The following is a 14,469-nucleotide window of genomic DNA, read 5'->3' on the forward strand; positions in this document are numbered from 1 at the left end:
ATGTCCAAAGCTCCACGTCATTGCGAGGAACGAAGTAATTTTAATGCAAAAGCATTTGATTTATTTCTCCTCGCAATAACGATTTATAAATGTAATGGTACTGTATTTACAACTTGTCATTCTGAGCTTGTCGAAGAACATTTAATATTGTTTCGACAGGCTCAGCATAATAATGTTTGAAATCGGCTCATTGAGAATAAAACCAGAATAAAATGTCAAAAAACGCCTTAGTTTCTTTTAAAGGAACCAAGAATATTAATACGGAAATCCAATTAACTGGCTCGAAAAGCGAATGTAACAGAGCCTTAATTATAAGCGCTTTAAGCAAGAAATTGGTTAAGGTAGAAAACTTGTCAAACGCAGCTGATACAGTAACACTTAATGGCATCCTTAATAATCTTGAAGAAGAGTTAGAAGTAGAAATCCAGGAATCTAAAACAGTTGATGTTGGCCCTGCAGGAACGGCGATGCGTTTTCTTTCAGCTTATCTTTCTGCCAAAAACGGGAATTTCTTATTAACAGGAACTGAAAGAATGAAACAACGCCCGATTGGTATTTTAGCTGAGGCTTTAAAAACTATTGGTGCAGATATTTCTTACGCAGAATCTGAAGGCTTTCCTCCGTTAAGCATAGTTGGCCCGTTAAATCAAAAAACTGCTGAAGTTAAAATTAAAGGCGATGTGAGCAGTCAGTATATTTCAGCTTTGCTGATGATTGCCCCTATCCTGCCTAAAGGTTTAACGCTAGAAATTGAGGGCGAACTAACTTCTAAGCCGTATGTAGATATGACTTTGGATATGCTGGCTGAAGTTGGCATTGAACACACCTGGAGTGGTAATTCGATTTCGATAAAACCACAAGCCTTTAAACCTGGAACATTGGTTGTAGAGCCTGATTGGAGCGCTGCATCTTATTGGTATAGCATTGCAGCATTAGCGGATGAAGCTGAAATCAGCTTACCTGCCTTAAAGGAAAAGAGTTTGCAAGGCGACAGTCAGATTCAAAAAATCATGAAAATTTTCGGTATTGCAACGACTAAAACTGAAAAAGGAATTTCAATAAGTAATCTAGGTTTATCTTTAGAAACCAACCAGATCTTAGACTTAAAAACCTGTCCTGATTTAGCGCAAACCATTGTGGTTATTGCGGCTGCATTGGGTAAAAACATGTCATTTACAGGTTTAGAAACTTTAAAAATCAAAGAAACGGATAGAATTGCAGCGCTTCAGAATGAGCTCGCGAAAATTGGTGTTACTTTAACCGAAGATAATTTGGTTTATACTTTAAATACTGATGAACTTCATTTCCCAGAAAAAATTTCAATTGCTACCTATGAGGACCACCGTATGGCAATGGCTTTTGCACCGCTTGCATTATTAATAAACGAAGTTGAAATTGAAGAAATGCAAGTAGTAGAAAAATCTTACCCTTATTTTTGGGAGGATTTGAAAAAGGCAGGCTTTGACATTAGTATAAAGTAGCGAGAATCAAGTTTCAAGATTAAAAACAAAACCCAAAAAATCGTAATTCCAAAATCATCAATCTAAAATAATCATGGCAGGCAACTCATTCGGACAATTATTTCGCATAACCACCTTTGGCGAATCTCACGGCGTAGCCATTGGGGTAATTATTGATGGCTGTCCGGCGCAATTGGAAATTGATATGGATTTTATTCAATCTGAATTGGATAAACGTAAACCAGGTCAATCGAAAATTACAACACAAAGAAAAGAAAGCGATACCGTTCAAATTTTGTCAGGCGTTTTCGAAGGTAAAAGTACAGGAACGCCAATTGCATTGTTAATTCCTAACGAAGACCAACGATCGAAAGATTATGGCCATAACGTTGATGTTTATCGCCCAAGTCATGCCGATTATGTTTATGATGCAAAATATGGCATTCGCGATCATCGTGGAGGCGGACGTTCATCTGCTCGTGAAACCGCTGCTCGCGTAGCTGCAGGTGCAATTGCCAAATTGTTTTTAAAACAGCAAGGTATTGAGATTTTTGCTCACGTAACTGCCGTTGGAACGATCGAAGCCCCGAATTTAGAAAGCAACGATTTATCAGCTTTGCTAAATATTAGAGAAGAAAATATTGTACGTTGTGCTGACCCCGCAACTGCTCACGAAATGATTGAGTTTATCGATTCAATTAGAAAAGATGGCGATACCGTTGGTGGTAAAATTGGTTGTGTAATTAAAGGTTGTCCTGCTGGTTTGGGCGAACCCGTGTTTGATAAATTACATGCCGATTTAGGTAAAGCAATGTTAAGTATAAATGCTGTTCATGGTTTCGAATATGGCTCTGGCTTTGCTGGAAGCGAATTGAGAGGATCTCAACATAATGATATTCCTCAACCTAAAGCCCCTGACTCTAAAGTATTTAAAACAACTACAAATTTTGCAGGTGGTATTTTAGGTGGGATTTCTAACGGAATGGATATTACTTTTAAAGTAGCTTTTAAACCAGTCGCAACCATTATGCACAATCAGCAAACCATAAATACTGCTGGCGAAGCTGCAGAAATTAAAGGAAAAGGTCGCCATGACCCTTGCGTAGTACCAAGAGCAGTAGTAATTGTTGAGGCGATGGCTGCTTTAGTTTTAGCCGATCAGTTTTTAAGAAATAAAGCGAGTGTGATATAGATGTAATCCGTCATTTCGACCGCAGTGGAGAAATCTTAGGATAATAACTTGATTCCAGGATTTCTCCCTTTCGTAACACTCTACTCGAAAGCCCTTAAGAATTCTTCGACAAGCTCAGACTGACAACATATATTAAAGATAAATCATGATAAAACTCCTCCCTATCCTATTTCTTTTCTTTGGTTTAAATTCTCTTGCACAAAGCTATTCAGATCAAATTGTAAAGCATCGCGAAGGCTATAAACAAGATTTTATAAAGGAATCTAATTCTCCGTTGAAAGAAAACGATCTTCAAAATCTTCATTTTTATGACGCAGACAGTACCTACAAAGTTGTAGCAACAGTCGAAATCCTTAAAAACGAAAAGGTTTTTAAAATGCCAACTTACGATGGAACAAGTAAAGAGTTTTATCGCTATGCAAAAATCACCTTCGATTTAAATGGTAATCAAACTGCCATGACTTTATATAAAAGTATTGCTTTGGCCAATAATCCAGTTTATAAAGATTTACTTTTTTTGCCTTTTACCGATGAAACTAATTCAAATGAAACTTACGGAGGTGGCAGATATATCGATCTAAGCTCAAAAGAAATTGTAAATAACAAGATTGAAATCGATTTCAATAAAGCATATAACCCATATTGCGCATACAGTGATGGCTACCGCTGCCCTGTTCCGCCAGAAGAAAATGATTTGCAACTAGAAATTAAAGCTGGAGAAAAGCTTTATACGGGCGAAAAAAAGCACAAAAAATAATAATTACCCAGTGGCGTTAAAAAAAATCTACCTTTAAGTAAAACCATTGTTACAAATATGTTGTTTACACCTTTACTAAATTAATCTTTAATGACATATAGTTGCCTAATTGTAGACGATAATGAGATAGAACGTGATGCGATAGAAATGCACGTAAAAAAAATTCCATCTTTAAAAATCGTTGCTGTATGTAAAGATGGTATGGAAGCATTTTCTATACTAAATAACACGGCTGTAGATATTATTTTCTCTGATATTGACATGCCAGAAATTTCTGGCACTACACTTTTAAAAACCTTAAAAAACAAGCCATTATTTATTTTTATAACTTCTCACAGCCAATACGCGGCCGAAAGTTTCGAGTTGGATGCCTTGGATTTCATTGTTAAGCCAGCAACTTTCGAACGCTTATTAAAAGCGGCAAATAAAGCCATCGAGTACATAGAACTTAAAAAATTAGTTAAACAAACGCCCGAAGAACCATCGAAAGAGTTAGATAAAGAAGATGATTATTTCTTTTTCAAAGAAACTAAAGGCATTACAAAATTAAAGTATAGCGATGTGATCTACATCGAAAGTATGGGCGATTTTTCTAAAATTTATACGGGTTCAGACAAACATGTAATTTTGGTAGGTTTAAAAAATCTCGAAAAACAGCTTCCCGATTTTTTCTCACGAGTTCATAAACAATACATCATTAATGTAAATCATATCTCAACAATAACCGCTCACGAACTTCATCTTAACCACAATTTTATTGTTCCGATTAGCGCAATTAATAGACAAGATCTGTTAGATAGAGTTATTGATAAGAAAACATTATCAAGATTTAAAAAGTAACAAATCAGGCTTTTATCAGCCAAAGTGTAAACTGGGTTCCTTTATTTTTGGCTGAACTAACAGTTATTTTGCTATCCATAAGTCCCATAAAAGTTCTGCAAAGTAATAAACCCAAACCAGTTCCTTTTTCTTTATTTGTACCTGGCGTACTTACACCTGCACCCTGATATTCAGATTTATTAAAATGGCTAACAAATTCTTCGGGCATACCAACACCTGTATCACTGATTGTAATTTGCAACTGTTCACTGTTTGCTTCTGTTGACAAGGTAATTATTCCTTTCTCGGGCGTAAATTTTATAGAGTTACCAATTAAGTTGCGCAAAACAAGAGAAAGCATGTTAAAATCAGCCTTACATTCGGCGCCCTGATTTATGTTATTATGAATCTCAATCTGCTTTAAATCTGCTCCACTTTGAAGCGAATTTATAACTTCTATACTTAAACTATGAGCATCTATAGTTTCCAAATATGGGTTAAATCCCTGCATTTGACTTGCCGCCCAATTCAGCAAATTCTCCATCATAGAAGAAGTATAGGTTAAATTATTCTTTAACGATGCTGCGTAGCGATTAAGCTTGATTTGTTCGATATTACCCTCTTCTAGTAGTTGAATAAAAGAGATAAGCGAATTTACAGGCGTGCGCATATCATGGCTAACTACACTAAAAATTCTATCTTTAACCCTACTTAACTGCTCGAGTTCGCGTTTTTGCTTATTTATAATCTTATTAAGTTTTGTTGTTTTTCGCTGGTTAAAATAAATTAAACCTGCTGTAAATAATACCAAAGCAATTGCTACAGACAGGAATATTTTTACTTTACCATCATATTTTATTTGTTGCTTTTGATCCGAAATTTGTCTGTTTTTTTCTAAGGCTTCGTTTCTGGAGATTAATTTAGATCTTTCAAAATCGCTACCTTGAACTCTTTTCTCGGCTTCTAAATCTTTTTGTTTTTGAAGAAATTTTAAACGTTGAAGTATTTTTTCCTTATCACTCAACGCTAATTCCTGTTGCCTTAAAATAAGTTTTTGCTGCTGTTGTTTAGCGAGCAAAACCTGCTGCTGAAGTTCTCCAGTCGTAATCTGCTGCTTTAATTGATAATCTTTTTCTTTAACACCAAAATCAAGCTGCATTTGTCTACGTGTAATTTCACGTTCTTTTTCTTGATTAAAAATCTCATCTTTAACTAAAACGTATTGCTTGTAAAAAGCCAAAGATTCATCATATTTTTTAAGCTTATCATAAGCTTCGCTAAGCACCAGGTTCGCGTCTCGCTCAATATCTAAAAACTTATTTTGCTGAGCAATATTTAAGGTTTGGGTAAGCAATTTAACGGCGTTTGAGTAATCTCGTTGGTTGTTATAAAAATTACCCAACGCCTGAAGACTTTCTGCATAATCTCTTTTAGCATTTGATTTTTTAGTGATATCTATCGAGCTTTGATATGATTTAAAGGCTAAATCATTTTGACCCATTTTCTCATAAACCAAACCAATATTGATTTTATTTCCGCTCACTATATCATCATTATCCTCAATGTGTTCAGCTATTTTTAAGGATTTATTAAAGTTTTCAAGCGCTACACTTAATTTTTGATTAGGCAGAATATCCATAGAAATAAGCTCTGCAGGTGTAGCTTTAAAATACGCCAAACCGATACCTTCATAAGCCAAAGCTTGTCCTCGAATATCATCGTTTTTTATAAAAAACTTTAAGGCCATTCTTACATATTCTAATGCTTGCTTATGTTGCCCTAAATCCTGGTATATTTCTGAAATATTAATGTAACAGTTCGATAATTCGTCATCGCTATTTGTTTTTTGATAAATGTTAACCGCTTTTTGATTCATTTCTAAAGCTTTTCCATAATCAGGAATAGAAATATACAGAGCACCCAAACTCATATATAATCCTGCAACCTTGTTTTGATTTCCGATTAAAAGGTACTCCTTTAAAGATTTTTTGTAGTTTTCTTCTGCTTTTTGGTAATTACTAACGCCATGATAAAATAAGCCTACCCGATTATAAGTAAACGCTGCAAGATTTTTAGATCCTAATTTATTTGATAACTGCAAGCTTTTTAGAGCATATTCTTCAACCTTATCAGGACTGTTTAAACGACCATATAATCTTAAAATATCGGTCAATAAGACGCCCTTGATAGAATCTTGCCTAATATATTTTTGATTTAGAAGTAATAAGCTATCTAATTTTTGTTGCGAGGTTTTAGTTTGAGCAATAGCATCAAATCCGAAAATTAAAAAAGCAATACAAGCTACAAAGCTTTTATTCACTTTTAAGTTTAATGAATGTACAACAGATTTAAAACACCAATAGTTCATCAGATCCATCTCATTTGGCAGGAAATAATTTAGGTTTTATTAAGAAATCAAAAGGTAAAACAAAGAATAATCCAAGATTAATCTAAAAGTTATGGCAATTAATAAATAGGTTTTATCGATCTCTTAATTAAGACGTAATATAATTTTTTTTATTTGATTAAGATAATCATCAATACATTTTGCACAATAATTGTCTTATAAAAAAGGCTAAAACCAATTCCTACAACCATTAGTTGTAAAAATCAGTGTTAGCCTATAAAATTAGTCGTTTATTGTTTAGAAAATTGCAGGATATTTCGCAGAATTTGCATCATGCATCATTTTATAAATCATCTCCACAACATCATCTACCGAAGGTTTACTGAAATAATCTCCGTCAGAACCAAAAGGTGGACGATGAGCTTTCGCAGATAATGTTTTAGGTTGGCCATCTAAGTGAAAGTAACCTTTTTGATCTTCTAAAATTTGTTGTAAAATATATGCAGAAGCACCTCCAGGTACATCCTCATCTACAACCAAAAGTTTATTGGTTTTCTTTAAAGAAGTAGCGCAAACATGATTAATATCAAAAGGTAGCAAAGTTTGAGGATCTACAATTTCTACAGAAATTCCAAATGTTGCCAATTCTTCTGCCGCTTCTTGCACAATTCTTAAACTCGAACCATAAGAAACTACAGTAATATCAGTTCCTTCTTCTAAAACTTCTGCCTTGCCCAAAGGCACAGTAAAGTCACCTACATTATTTGGTAATTTTTCCTTCAATCGATACCCATTTAGGCATTCGATTACGACAGCTGGCTCATCGGCTCTAAAAAGCGTATTATACATTCCTGCGGCCTGGGTCATGTTGCGTGGCACACATAAATGTAAGCCTCTTAACGAGCCTAAAAGCATGCTTATTGGTGAGCCAGAATGCCAGATACCTTCCAAGCGATGACCTCTGGTTCTTACAATAACTGGTGCCTTTTGAATACCTTTTGTACGATATGATAATGACGCCAAATCATCGCTTAAAACATTTAAAGCAAATATTAAGTAATCTAAGTACTGTATTTCGGCAATGGGTTTTAAACCACGCATCGCAAGGCCAATACCTTGCCCCATAATCGTCATTTCACGAATACCTGTATCAGTAACCCGTAATTCTCCGTATTTAGCTTGTAAGCCTGCAAAGCCTTGGTTCACATCCCCGATATTCCCTAAATCCTCGCCAAAAGCCACTAAGCGTGGATCACGTGAAAAATTTTCGTTAAAACAAGCGTTTAAAACTTCACGCCCATCAACCATTTTCGATGATTCATCATAAACAGCATCAGTTATCTGAATATTTTCAGGTGATTCATTTCCGTTGGTATGAAGTTTGGAATTGTATCTATCGTAATTTAATTCTTCTTGATTTTTATACCAGTTAAGCAATTCATCGCGTTCGGGCGAAAGATTTTTTGCAGATACACGTATTGCTTTGCGGGCTGCTACGAATATTTCGCGACGTTGAGCATCAGCTGTAGAAGCCAATTGAGCAGATATTTTAGAAAGTTCTGGTTGATTTTGAGCCATTGCCGAAATTAAATCGACAACTTGTTTTTGCTCCGACTTCATGCTATCTAAAAATTCATTCCAAGCTTCTTTTTGAGCATTACGAACTAAGATTTTTGCCGCTTTTTCAAGCTCAGCAATTTCTTCCTCAGTTACAATTGCCGATTCCAGCATCCACTCACGCATTTTTAAAATACAATCGTGTTCAGCCTCCCAGGTTAACCTATCTTTCGATTTATATCTCTCGTGAGAACCAGAGGTACTATGACCTTGTGGCTGAGTAAGTTCGGTAACATGAATTAAAACTGGCACATGTTCATCACGACAAACATTTATAGCTTTTTCATAAACCTCGCACAAGGCTGGGTAATCCCAACCTTTAACTTTGTAAATCTCATAACCAGCTGCATCATCCGCTCGCTGAAAGCCTTTTAAAACCTCTGAAATATCTTCTTTGGTTGTTTGAAATTTAGCAGGAACGGAAATCCCATAAGCATCATCCCAAATGGAAATTGCCATTGGAATTTGCAAAACTCCCGCCGCATTTATGGCTTCGAAAAACACACCTTCCGAAGTAGAAGCATTGCCAATAGTACCAAAAGCAACTTCGTTTCCATTTACAGAAAAGTGTTTTAAGTAATCTAATTCTTTATTTTCTCTAAATAATTTTGAGGCATACGCCAAACCAACCAAACGAGCCATTTGACCACCCGTTGGGGAAATATCTGACGAACTGTTTTTAATTTCTGTTAAATCATTCCAGCTTCCATCCTCATTAATAGATTTTGTGGCAAAATGGCAATTCATTTGTCGGCCGCCTGAAAAAGGATCAGCTCCCTCTGTTGGGTTTGCGTATAATTGAGCAAAAAACTCCTTAATTGTTGAAATTCCCGCCGCAAAGGCAAAAGTTTGGTCGCGATAATAACCCGAACGCCAATCTCCTTTCTTAAATGCTTTAGCCATGGCAATTTGAGGAACCTCTTTACCATCACCAAAAATGCCAAATTTAGCCTTCCCTGTTAATACCTCTCTACGGCCTAAAACACTGGCCTGCCTGCTTTCGTAGGCTATTTTATAATCGTTTATAACAATTAATTTAAAATCGTTAAAACTTAATTCAGAAGTATCAATAGAGTTAGTATTCAATTTTTCATTCTGCATCGTAATCAAATATTGGTTGCGACAAATATATACAAAATTAAAAGTTTGCCTTTATCCTTGAATGTAAAATTATATATGGACTTGTAAAATAAACTTGGAATAGTTTTTGTTTTAATTTATAAATATTAAATTTGATTTATAATTTTTAAACAACTATTTATAACACATAAACATGAAAAAATTATTTGTATTATTCGCTTTTGTAATGGGTTTCGGTGTAATGGCTAATGCACAAACTGCAGCGAAGCCTGCTGAGTTTAAATTTGAAGCTGAAACTCATGATTTCGGTAAAATTACGGTAAACAAGCCTGTAACTTACGATTTCAAATACACCAATGTTGGCGAAGAGCCGTTAATAATTTCTAAAGCTGAAGCAAGTTGTGGTTGTACTGTTCCAAAATATACTACGGTTCCTTTGAAAAAAGGCGAAACAGGTATAATTTCTGTAACTTTTAATGCAGCAGGAGCAGCTCAACCTTTTACTAAAACAGTAACAGTGACTTCAAATGCTAAAACGCCTGTAAAAGTACTTTACATTAAAGGCGAAACTGTAGCTGCAGCTTCTAAGTAATTTTTTAATCGATAATATTTTAAAAGTCCCGATTTTCATTGGGACTTTTTTTATTTTTGCACCATGCCAAAAATTTCACAAAAAGGCCTGCAGATGCCTGCATCGCCAATCAGAAAATTAACTCCAGTTGCTGATAAAGCAAAGCAAGACGGTAAAAAGGTCTTTCACTTAAATATTGGTCAACCTGATATTGAAACTCCTGAGGGAATGTTAAATGCGATTAAGAATATCGATTTCGATGTTTGGGCATATACTCCATCTGAAGGTACTTTAGCTTATCGCTTAAAATTAACAGAATACTACAATAAATTAGGTTACAACATTAAGCCCGAAAATATCCTGGTAACTGTTGGTGGTTCTGAAGCCATTACCATTGCCATGCAAACTTGTGTAAATGAAGGAGATGAAATCATCATCCCTGAACCTTTTTATGCGAACTACAATGGCTTTGCATGCATGAGCAATGTAGTGGTTAAGCCTATTTTATCTTATATAGAAAATGGTTTTGCCCTTCCTCCTATTGCAGAATTCGAAAAATTGATAACTGAAAAAACCAAAGCAATCATTATCTGTAATCCGAATAATCCAACAGGTTATTTATATTCAAGAGAAGAATTAGAGGCTTTAAAAACACTTTGTATTAAATACGATTTATTTTTATTCTCTGATGAAGCTTATCGTGAATTCTGTTATGATGGACGTGAATTTATCTCGCCTATGCATTTAGATGGCTTAGATGAAAATGTTGTAATTATGGATACTGTTTCTAAACGTTACAGTGCTTGCGGTGCTCGTTTAGGTTGTTTAATTACAAAAAATGCAGAAGTAATTGCTTCGGGATTAAAATTTGCACAAGCAAGATTAAGCCCTGGAATGGTAGAACAAATAGCAGGAGCTGCAGCAGTTGATACGCCAGATAGTTATTTTGAAAAAGTTAACACGGAATATACTTTACGTAGAGATACATTAGTAAGTCGATTGAATAATATTGAAGGTGTTTTCTGTCCAAATCCTGGAGGTGCATTTTATGTTGTTGCTAAATTCCCAATTGATGATGCAGATAAATTTTGCCAGTGGATTTTAGAAGATTTTGAACACAACAACCAAACCGTTATGATGGCTCCAGCAACAGGGTTCTACTCTACACCAGGTTCTGGAAAACAGGAAGTTCGTATGGCCTATGTTTTAAATACAGATGATTTGAATTCGGCAATGGATTGTTTAGAAATTGCATTACAACAATATCCTGGACGAACCATTTAATAATACTAAGATTTGACAAGAAAGCCACTAATTTTTGAATTAGTGGCTTTCTTGTTTCTGAATTTGATTACTTGCTTACCATTAGTTTTACAGCTTATTAAAACGACAATAAATTAATATTGGCAGTAAATTGTATTTTGCACAAATAGTTTATAAAATGGCTTTTCAGAACGAAACATTTTCTGCGACTGTTTACAGATATAAGATGAAATACATAAACTGAAAATAAGAATAGAAAACCATGATCGATTTTTTGAAACAACCTTGGCCTTGGTATGTGGCAGGCCCATTGATTGGATTAACTGTTCCAACGTTACTAATTTTAGGGAACAAATCTTTTGGGATCAGCTCCTCATTACGCCATATATGTGCAGCTTGTATTCCTGCAAACATTACTTTTTTTAAGTACGATTGGAAAAAAGAAGCTTGGAATTTATTTTTCGTTTTTGGAATATTCTTAGGTGGTGTAATCGCAATTAACCTGCTTCCAAACCCAAACCCTGTTGTAGTTAATCCAAAACTGACTGCAGAATTGGCGGGCTATGGTATAACCAATTACCAAGATCTAATTCCAGTTGATGTAATGAGTTGGTCTTCTTTACTAACACTTCGCGGTTTTGTACTCATGGTTGTTGGCGGCTTTTTGGTTGGTTTTGGAACCCGATACGCTGGAGGCTGCACGAGTGGCCATTCTATTATGGGTTTATCAAATTTACAATGGCCTTCTTTAGTAGCTACCATTTGCTTCATGGTTGGTGGTTTAATTATGGCTAACGTAATTTTGCCTTACATCTTAGCGCTTTAATCAAAATGCAAAAACATCCTAATTCAGATTTTAAAGTATCCTCAACAGATACAGCTATAAATAAAAACCATACATCACAAGAATGGTATAATAACCTTAAATACCTTGCAGTTGGCATACTTTTCGGCATTATATTCGTAAAATCAGAAGTCGTAAGCTGGTTTCGGATTCAAGAAATGTTTCGGTTACAATCTTTTCATATGTATGGCATAATAGGTAGCGCAATAATCGTAGGCATGATATCTATTTTTATCATTAAAAAATTTAATATTAAAACCATTCATGGTGAGACCATCGAATTTCATCCTAAAAAGTTTAACAAAGGCCAAATTTATGGCGGTTTACTATTTGGATTAGGTTGGGCTATAACTGGAGCCTGCCCAGGGCCACTATTTGCTCAAATAGGCACTGGTGCAACGGTAATTTTGGTTACGCTATTAAGCGCAATTGCTGGAACTTGGTGTTATGGCTTAATTAGAGATAAGTTGCCGCACTAAAAATTTTAAAGCCTAAACCGATCTCGTTATCTATAATAAGATTACACCATCAACTCAACGTTAATAATGTAATCTTACTTAGAATAAGCTTAGGCTAAGATAAATTCTAAAATATCTTTATTAATTGTTGCAGCTTGTGTAGTTGGCATGCCATGTGGGAAGCCAGGATAAGTAATCAACTTTCCGTTTTTCAATAATTTGATAGACTTTAAGGCCGCATTTTGGTAAGGAACAATCTGGTCATCTTCACCATGCAACACTAATACAGGAAGCTCTACCGCTTTTAAATCTTCGGTAAAATCAGTTTCTGAAAAAGCTTTAATTCCATCGTAATGCGCAACAATGCCACCCATCATGCCTTGTCTCCACCAGTTTCTCTGTACACCTTCTTTCACATCTGCACCTTCCCTGTTGTATCCGTAAAAAGGAATCGTTAAATCGAGATAAAACTGCTGTCTGTTGTTCAACGTTTGCGCTCTGATACCATCAAAAACTGAAATTGGAACACCATCAGGATTGCTTTCGCTTGCAACCATAATTGGAGGAACTGCACTTATTAAAATTGCTTTTTTTGCTCTTCCTTTAGCATATTTGTTTACATAACGAATCACTTCGCCACCACCAGTAGAGTGGCCGATGTGTACCACATCTTTAAGTTCAAGAAATTCAACCAATTCAGCTGCATCAGAAGCGTATTGCTCAATTGTATGATTATAAATATCTTGACTAGAACGGCCGTGCCCTCTTCTATCGTGAGTTACAACTCTGTAACCTTTCTGCAGGAAGAAAATTACCTGCGCATCCCAATCATCTGATGATAAAGGCCATCCGTGATGAAACATCAATGTTGGTCCTTGTCCTTGATCTTTGTAGAAAATTTCTGTTCCGTCTTTTAATTTTAGTGAGCTCATGATTTTAGGGTTTAGTTTTTAGGATTAATTTATTTTGAAATCGTTGTCTTTATTCTTGATCAAATGTAGTGGTGTGAAATTCAATCCGTCTTATCCTAAGATAATTTCGTTTAATTAGGAAAAAATAATTGGTAATTAACTATTAGAAATTATCCAGCATTCTCTATTAACATCTGAAATAAATCTTCGGCACCTCCATTAAATTTTTTACCATTTACATAAAATGATGGTGTTCCGTTTACTCCGCTCAAAATTCCGCTTTCAAAATCACCTTCTACTTTTTCTTCTAAAGCTTTACTATTGATATCAGTTTTGAACTTAGAAACGTTTAATTCTAGTTTTTCCGCCAGTTCTAAAAGGAAATTTTCATCTAGATTTTGCTGATTTTCATAAATCGCATCATGCATTTCCCAAAATTTACCTTGTAAATTAGCAGCCTCTGCCGCAAGTGCTGCTGGTTTGGCATACTGATGAATTTCGGAAAGCGGAAAATTTCTGAAAACGAATTTAACCTGGTTTTGAAAATGACTCATTAAGTCTTTCAAAATAGGATAAGCTGCTCCGCAATATGGACACTGATAATCGCCATATTCTACAATTACTAAATCGGCTTCTAAGTTGCCTTGCACATGGTCAGTATTGCTGACTGTTGGTTTTAGTGACATATTTATGCTGTTTTAAGAGTTTCTAAAGCGTCTAAAATTCCGTCGGCACCAGGATTAATTGCAGTTTGAGATAAGTAACTCCAAGCTATGATGCCGTGTATATCAATAACAAATAATGCTCTATTGCATTCTCCCTCCTGTTCATTATAAACACCATATTTTTTGGCAATTTCTCCTTTTGCTTCAAAATCTGATAATAATGGGAAATGTAAATTTCTGGATTGCGAAAATGCCAGGTGACACCATTTGCTATCAACGGATATCCCAAAAATCTCTGCATTGTACTGCTTAAAAAATTTCAATGTTTCATTGTACAAGGCCATTTGGTCACTACAAACTGGGCTCCAGTCGGCTGGATAAAATGCCAGAATCACATTTTTCCCTTTAAATTCCGACAATTTAATTTTCTGATCTGGTGTAGCAAATAATGAAAAATCGGGTGCTACTTTATTTTTTTCTAACAT

The 14,469-nt window shown here is 35.2% G+C and carries 13 protein-coding genes; 8 read left to right on the forward strand and 5 right to left on the reverse strand.

Annotated features, from left to right (window positions below; all coding sequences use genetic code 11):
• Positions 1 to 212 precede the first annotated feature (212 nt).
• The 4 genes from aroA (at position 213) to ACZZZI_RS20445 (ending at position 4,249) form a co-directional block, all read left to right on the forward strand.
• Positions 213 to 1,481, forward strand: coding sequence for a 3-phosphoshikimate 1-carboxyvinyltransferase (aroA, locus tag ACZZZI_RS20430; protein ID WP_463491074.1), 1,269 nt, complete (start codon positions 213 to 215; stop codon positions 1,479 to 1,481).
• A gap of 73 nt (positions 1,482 to 1,554) precedes the next feature.
• Positions 1,555 to 2,652: a chorismate synthase gene (gene aroC, locus ACZZZI_RS20435; protein ID WP_463491076.1), complete on the forward strand. Its 1,098-nt coding sequence runs from the start codon at positions 1,555 to 1,557 to the stop codon at positions 2,650 to 2,652.
• A gap of 145 nt (positions 2,653 to 2,797) precedes the next feature.
• Positions 2,798 to 3,409 (forward strand): DUF1684 domain-containing protein, encoded by a 612-nt coding sequence (locus ACZZZI_RS20440; protein ID WP_463491078.1) that lies wholly within the window; start codon positions 2,798 to 2,800, stop codon positions 3,407 to 3,409.
• A gap of 90 nt (positions 3,410 to 3,499) precedes the next feature.
• Entirely contained in the window at positions 3,500 to 4,249 is a 750-nt protein-coding gene (locus ACZZZI_RS20445; RefSeq protein WP_344768737.1) for a LytR/AlgR family response regulator transcription factor, read from the forward strand.
• Between the two features lie 4 nt (positions 4,250 to 4,253).
• On the opposite strand, the gene ACZZZI_RS20450 is transcribed toward ACZZZI_RS20445, so the two are convergent.
• Positions 4,254 to 6,548: a tetratricopeptide repeat protein gene (locus ACZZZI_RS20450; protein WP_463491080.1), complete on the reverse strand. Its 2,295-nt coding sequence runs from the start codon at positions 6,546 to 6,548 to the stop codon at positions 4,254 to 4,256.
• Positions 6,549 to 6,872: 324 nt separating this feature from the next.
• Positions 6,873 to 9,293 carry an alpha-ketoacid dehydrogenase subunit alpha/beta gene (locus ACZZZI_RS20455; protein WP_463491082.1) on the reverse strand — a complete coding sequence of 807 codons (2,421 nt, stop codon included), beginning with the start codon at positions 9,291 to 9,293 and terminating at the stop codon, positions 6,873 to 6,875.
• 172 nt (positions 9,294 to 9,465) lie between these two features.
• On the opposite strand from ACZZZI_RS20455, the gene ACZZZI_RS20460 reads away from it, so the two are divergent.
• From ACZZZI_RS20460 to ACZZZI_RS20475, 4 genes are all read left to right on the forward strand, one after another.
• A complete protein-coding gene (locus tag ACZZZI_RS20460; RefSeq protein WP_316757868.1) occupies positions 9,466 to 9,864 on the forward strand; it encodes a DUF1573 domain-containing protein in 399 nt (132 codons plus the stop codon).
• 63 nt (positions 9,865 to 9,927) lie between these two features.
• A complete protein-coding gene (locus ACZZZI_RS20465; RefSeq protein ID WP_463491085.1) occupies positions 9,928 to 11,127 on the forward strand; it encodes a pyridoxal phosphate-dependent aminotransferase in 1,200 nt (399 codons plus the stop codon).
• 241 nt (positions 11,128 to 11,368) lie between these two features.
• Positions 11,369 to 11,932: a YeeE/YedE family protein gene (locus tag ACZZZI_RS20470; protein ID WP_463491087.1), complete on the forward strand. Its 564-nt coding sequence runs from the start codon at positions 11,369 to 11,371 to the stop codon at positions 11,930 to 11,932.
• Positions 11,933 to 11,937: 5 nt separating this feature from the next.
• Positions 11,938 to 12,429 carry a DUF6691 family protein gene (locus ACZZZI_RS20475; RefSeq protein WP_316757863.1) on the forward strand — a complete coding sequence of 164 codons (492 nt, stop codon included), beginning with the start codon at positions 11,938 to 11,940 and terminating at the stop codon, positions 12,427 to 12,429.
• A gap of 89 nt (positions 12,430 to 12,518) precedes the next feature.
• Here ACZZZI_RS20475 and ACZZZI_RS20480 read toward each other — a convergent pair whose 3' ends face one another.
• The 3 genes from ACZZZI_RS20480 to ACZZZI_RS20490 form a co-directional block, all read right to left on the reverse strand.
• Positions 12,519 to 13,340, reverse strand: coding sequence for an alpha/beta fold hydrolase (locus tag ACZZZI_RS20480; protein WP_463491089.1), 822 nt, complete (start codon positions 13,338 to 13,340; stop codon positions 12,519 to 12,521).
• 149 nt (positions 13,341 to 13,489) lie between these two features.
• Positions 13,490 to 14,005 carry a DsbA family protein gene (locus ACZZZI_RS20485; protein ID WP_463491091.1) on the reverse strand — a complete coding sequence of 172 codons (516 nt, stop codon included), beginning with the start codon at positions 14,003 to 14,005 and terminating at the stop codon, positions 13,490 to 13,492.
• Between the two features lie 2 nt (positions 14,006 to 14,007).
• The gene (locus ACZZZI_RS20490; RefSeq protein WP_463491093.1) at positions 14,008 to 14,469 is read right to left on the reverse strand and encodes a redoxin domain-containing protein; all 462 of its coding nucleotides are present in this window, start codon (positions 14,467 to 14,469) and stop codon (positions 14,008 to 14,010) included.

The sequence above is a fragment of the Pedobacter sp. AC190 genome, assembly GCF_979258025.1.

Bases quoted from the DNA above. Each gene is read 5' to 3' on its own strand.
- ACZZZI_RS20465 (WP_463491085.1), top strand. From the start codon at position 9,928: ATGCCAAAAATTTCACAAAAAGGCCTGCAGATGCCTGCATCGCCAATC.
- ACZZZI_RS20490 (WP_463491093.1), bottom strand. From the start codon at position 14,469: ATGTTAGAAAAAAATAAAGTAGCACCCGATTTTTCATTATTTGCTACA.
- aroC (WP_463491076.1), top strand. From the start codon at position 1,555: ATGGCAGGCAACTCATTCGGACAATTATTTCGCATAACCACCTTTGGC.
- ACZZZI_RS20485 (WP_463491091.1), bottom strand. From the start codon at position 14,005: ATGTCACTAAAACCAACAGTCAGCAATACTGACCATGTGCAAGGCAAC.
- ACZZZI_RS20440 (WP_463491078.1), top strand. From the start codon at position 2,798: ATGATAAAACTCCTCCCTATCCTATTTCTTTTCTTTGGTTTAAATTCT.
- ACZZZI_RS20480 (WP_463491089.1), bottom strand. From the start codon at position 13,340: ATGAGCTCACTAAAATTAAAAGACGGAACAGAAATTTTCTACAAAGAT.
- ACZZZI_RS20475 (WP_316757863.1), top strand. From the start codon at position 11,938: ATGCAAAAACATCCTAATTCAGATTTTAAAGTATCCTCAACAGATACA.
- aroA (WP_463491074.1), top strand. From the start codon at position 213: ATGTCAAAAAACGCCTTAGTTTCTTTTAAAGGAACCAAGAATATTAAT.
- ACZZZI_RS20445 (WP_344768737.1), top strand. From the start codon at position 3,500: ATGACATATAGTTGCCTAATTGTAGACGATAATGAGATAGAACGTGAT.
- ACZZZI_RS20470 (WP_463491087.1), top strand. From the start codon at position 11,369: ATGATCGATTTTTTGAAACAACCTTGGCCTTGGTATGTGGCAGGCCCA.
- ACZZZI_RS20455 (WP_463491082.1), bottom strand. From the start codon at position 9,293: ATGCAGAATGAAAAATTGAATACTAACTCTATTGATACTTCTGAATTA.
- ACZZZI_RS20460 (WP_316757868.1), top strand. From the start codon at position 9,466: ATGAAAAAATTATTTGTATTATTCGCTTTTGTAATGGGTTTCGGTGTA.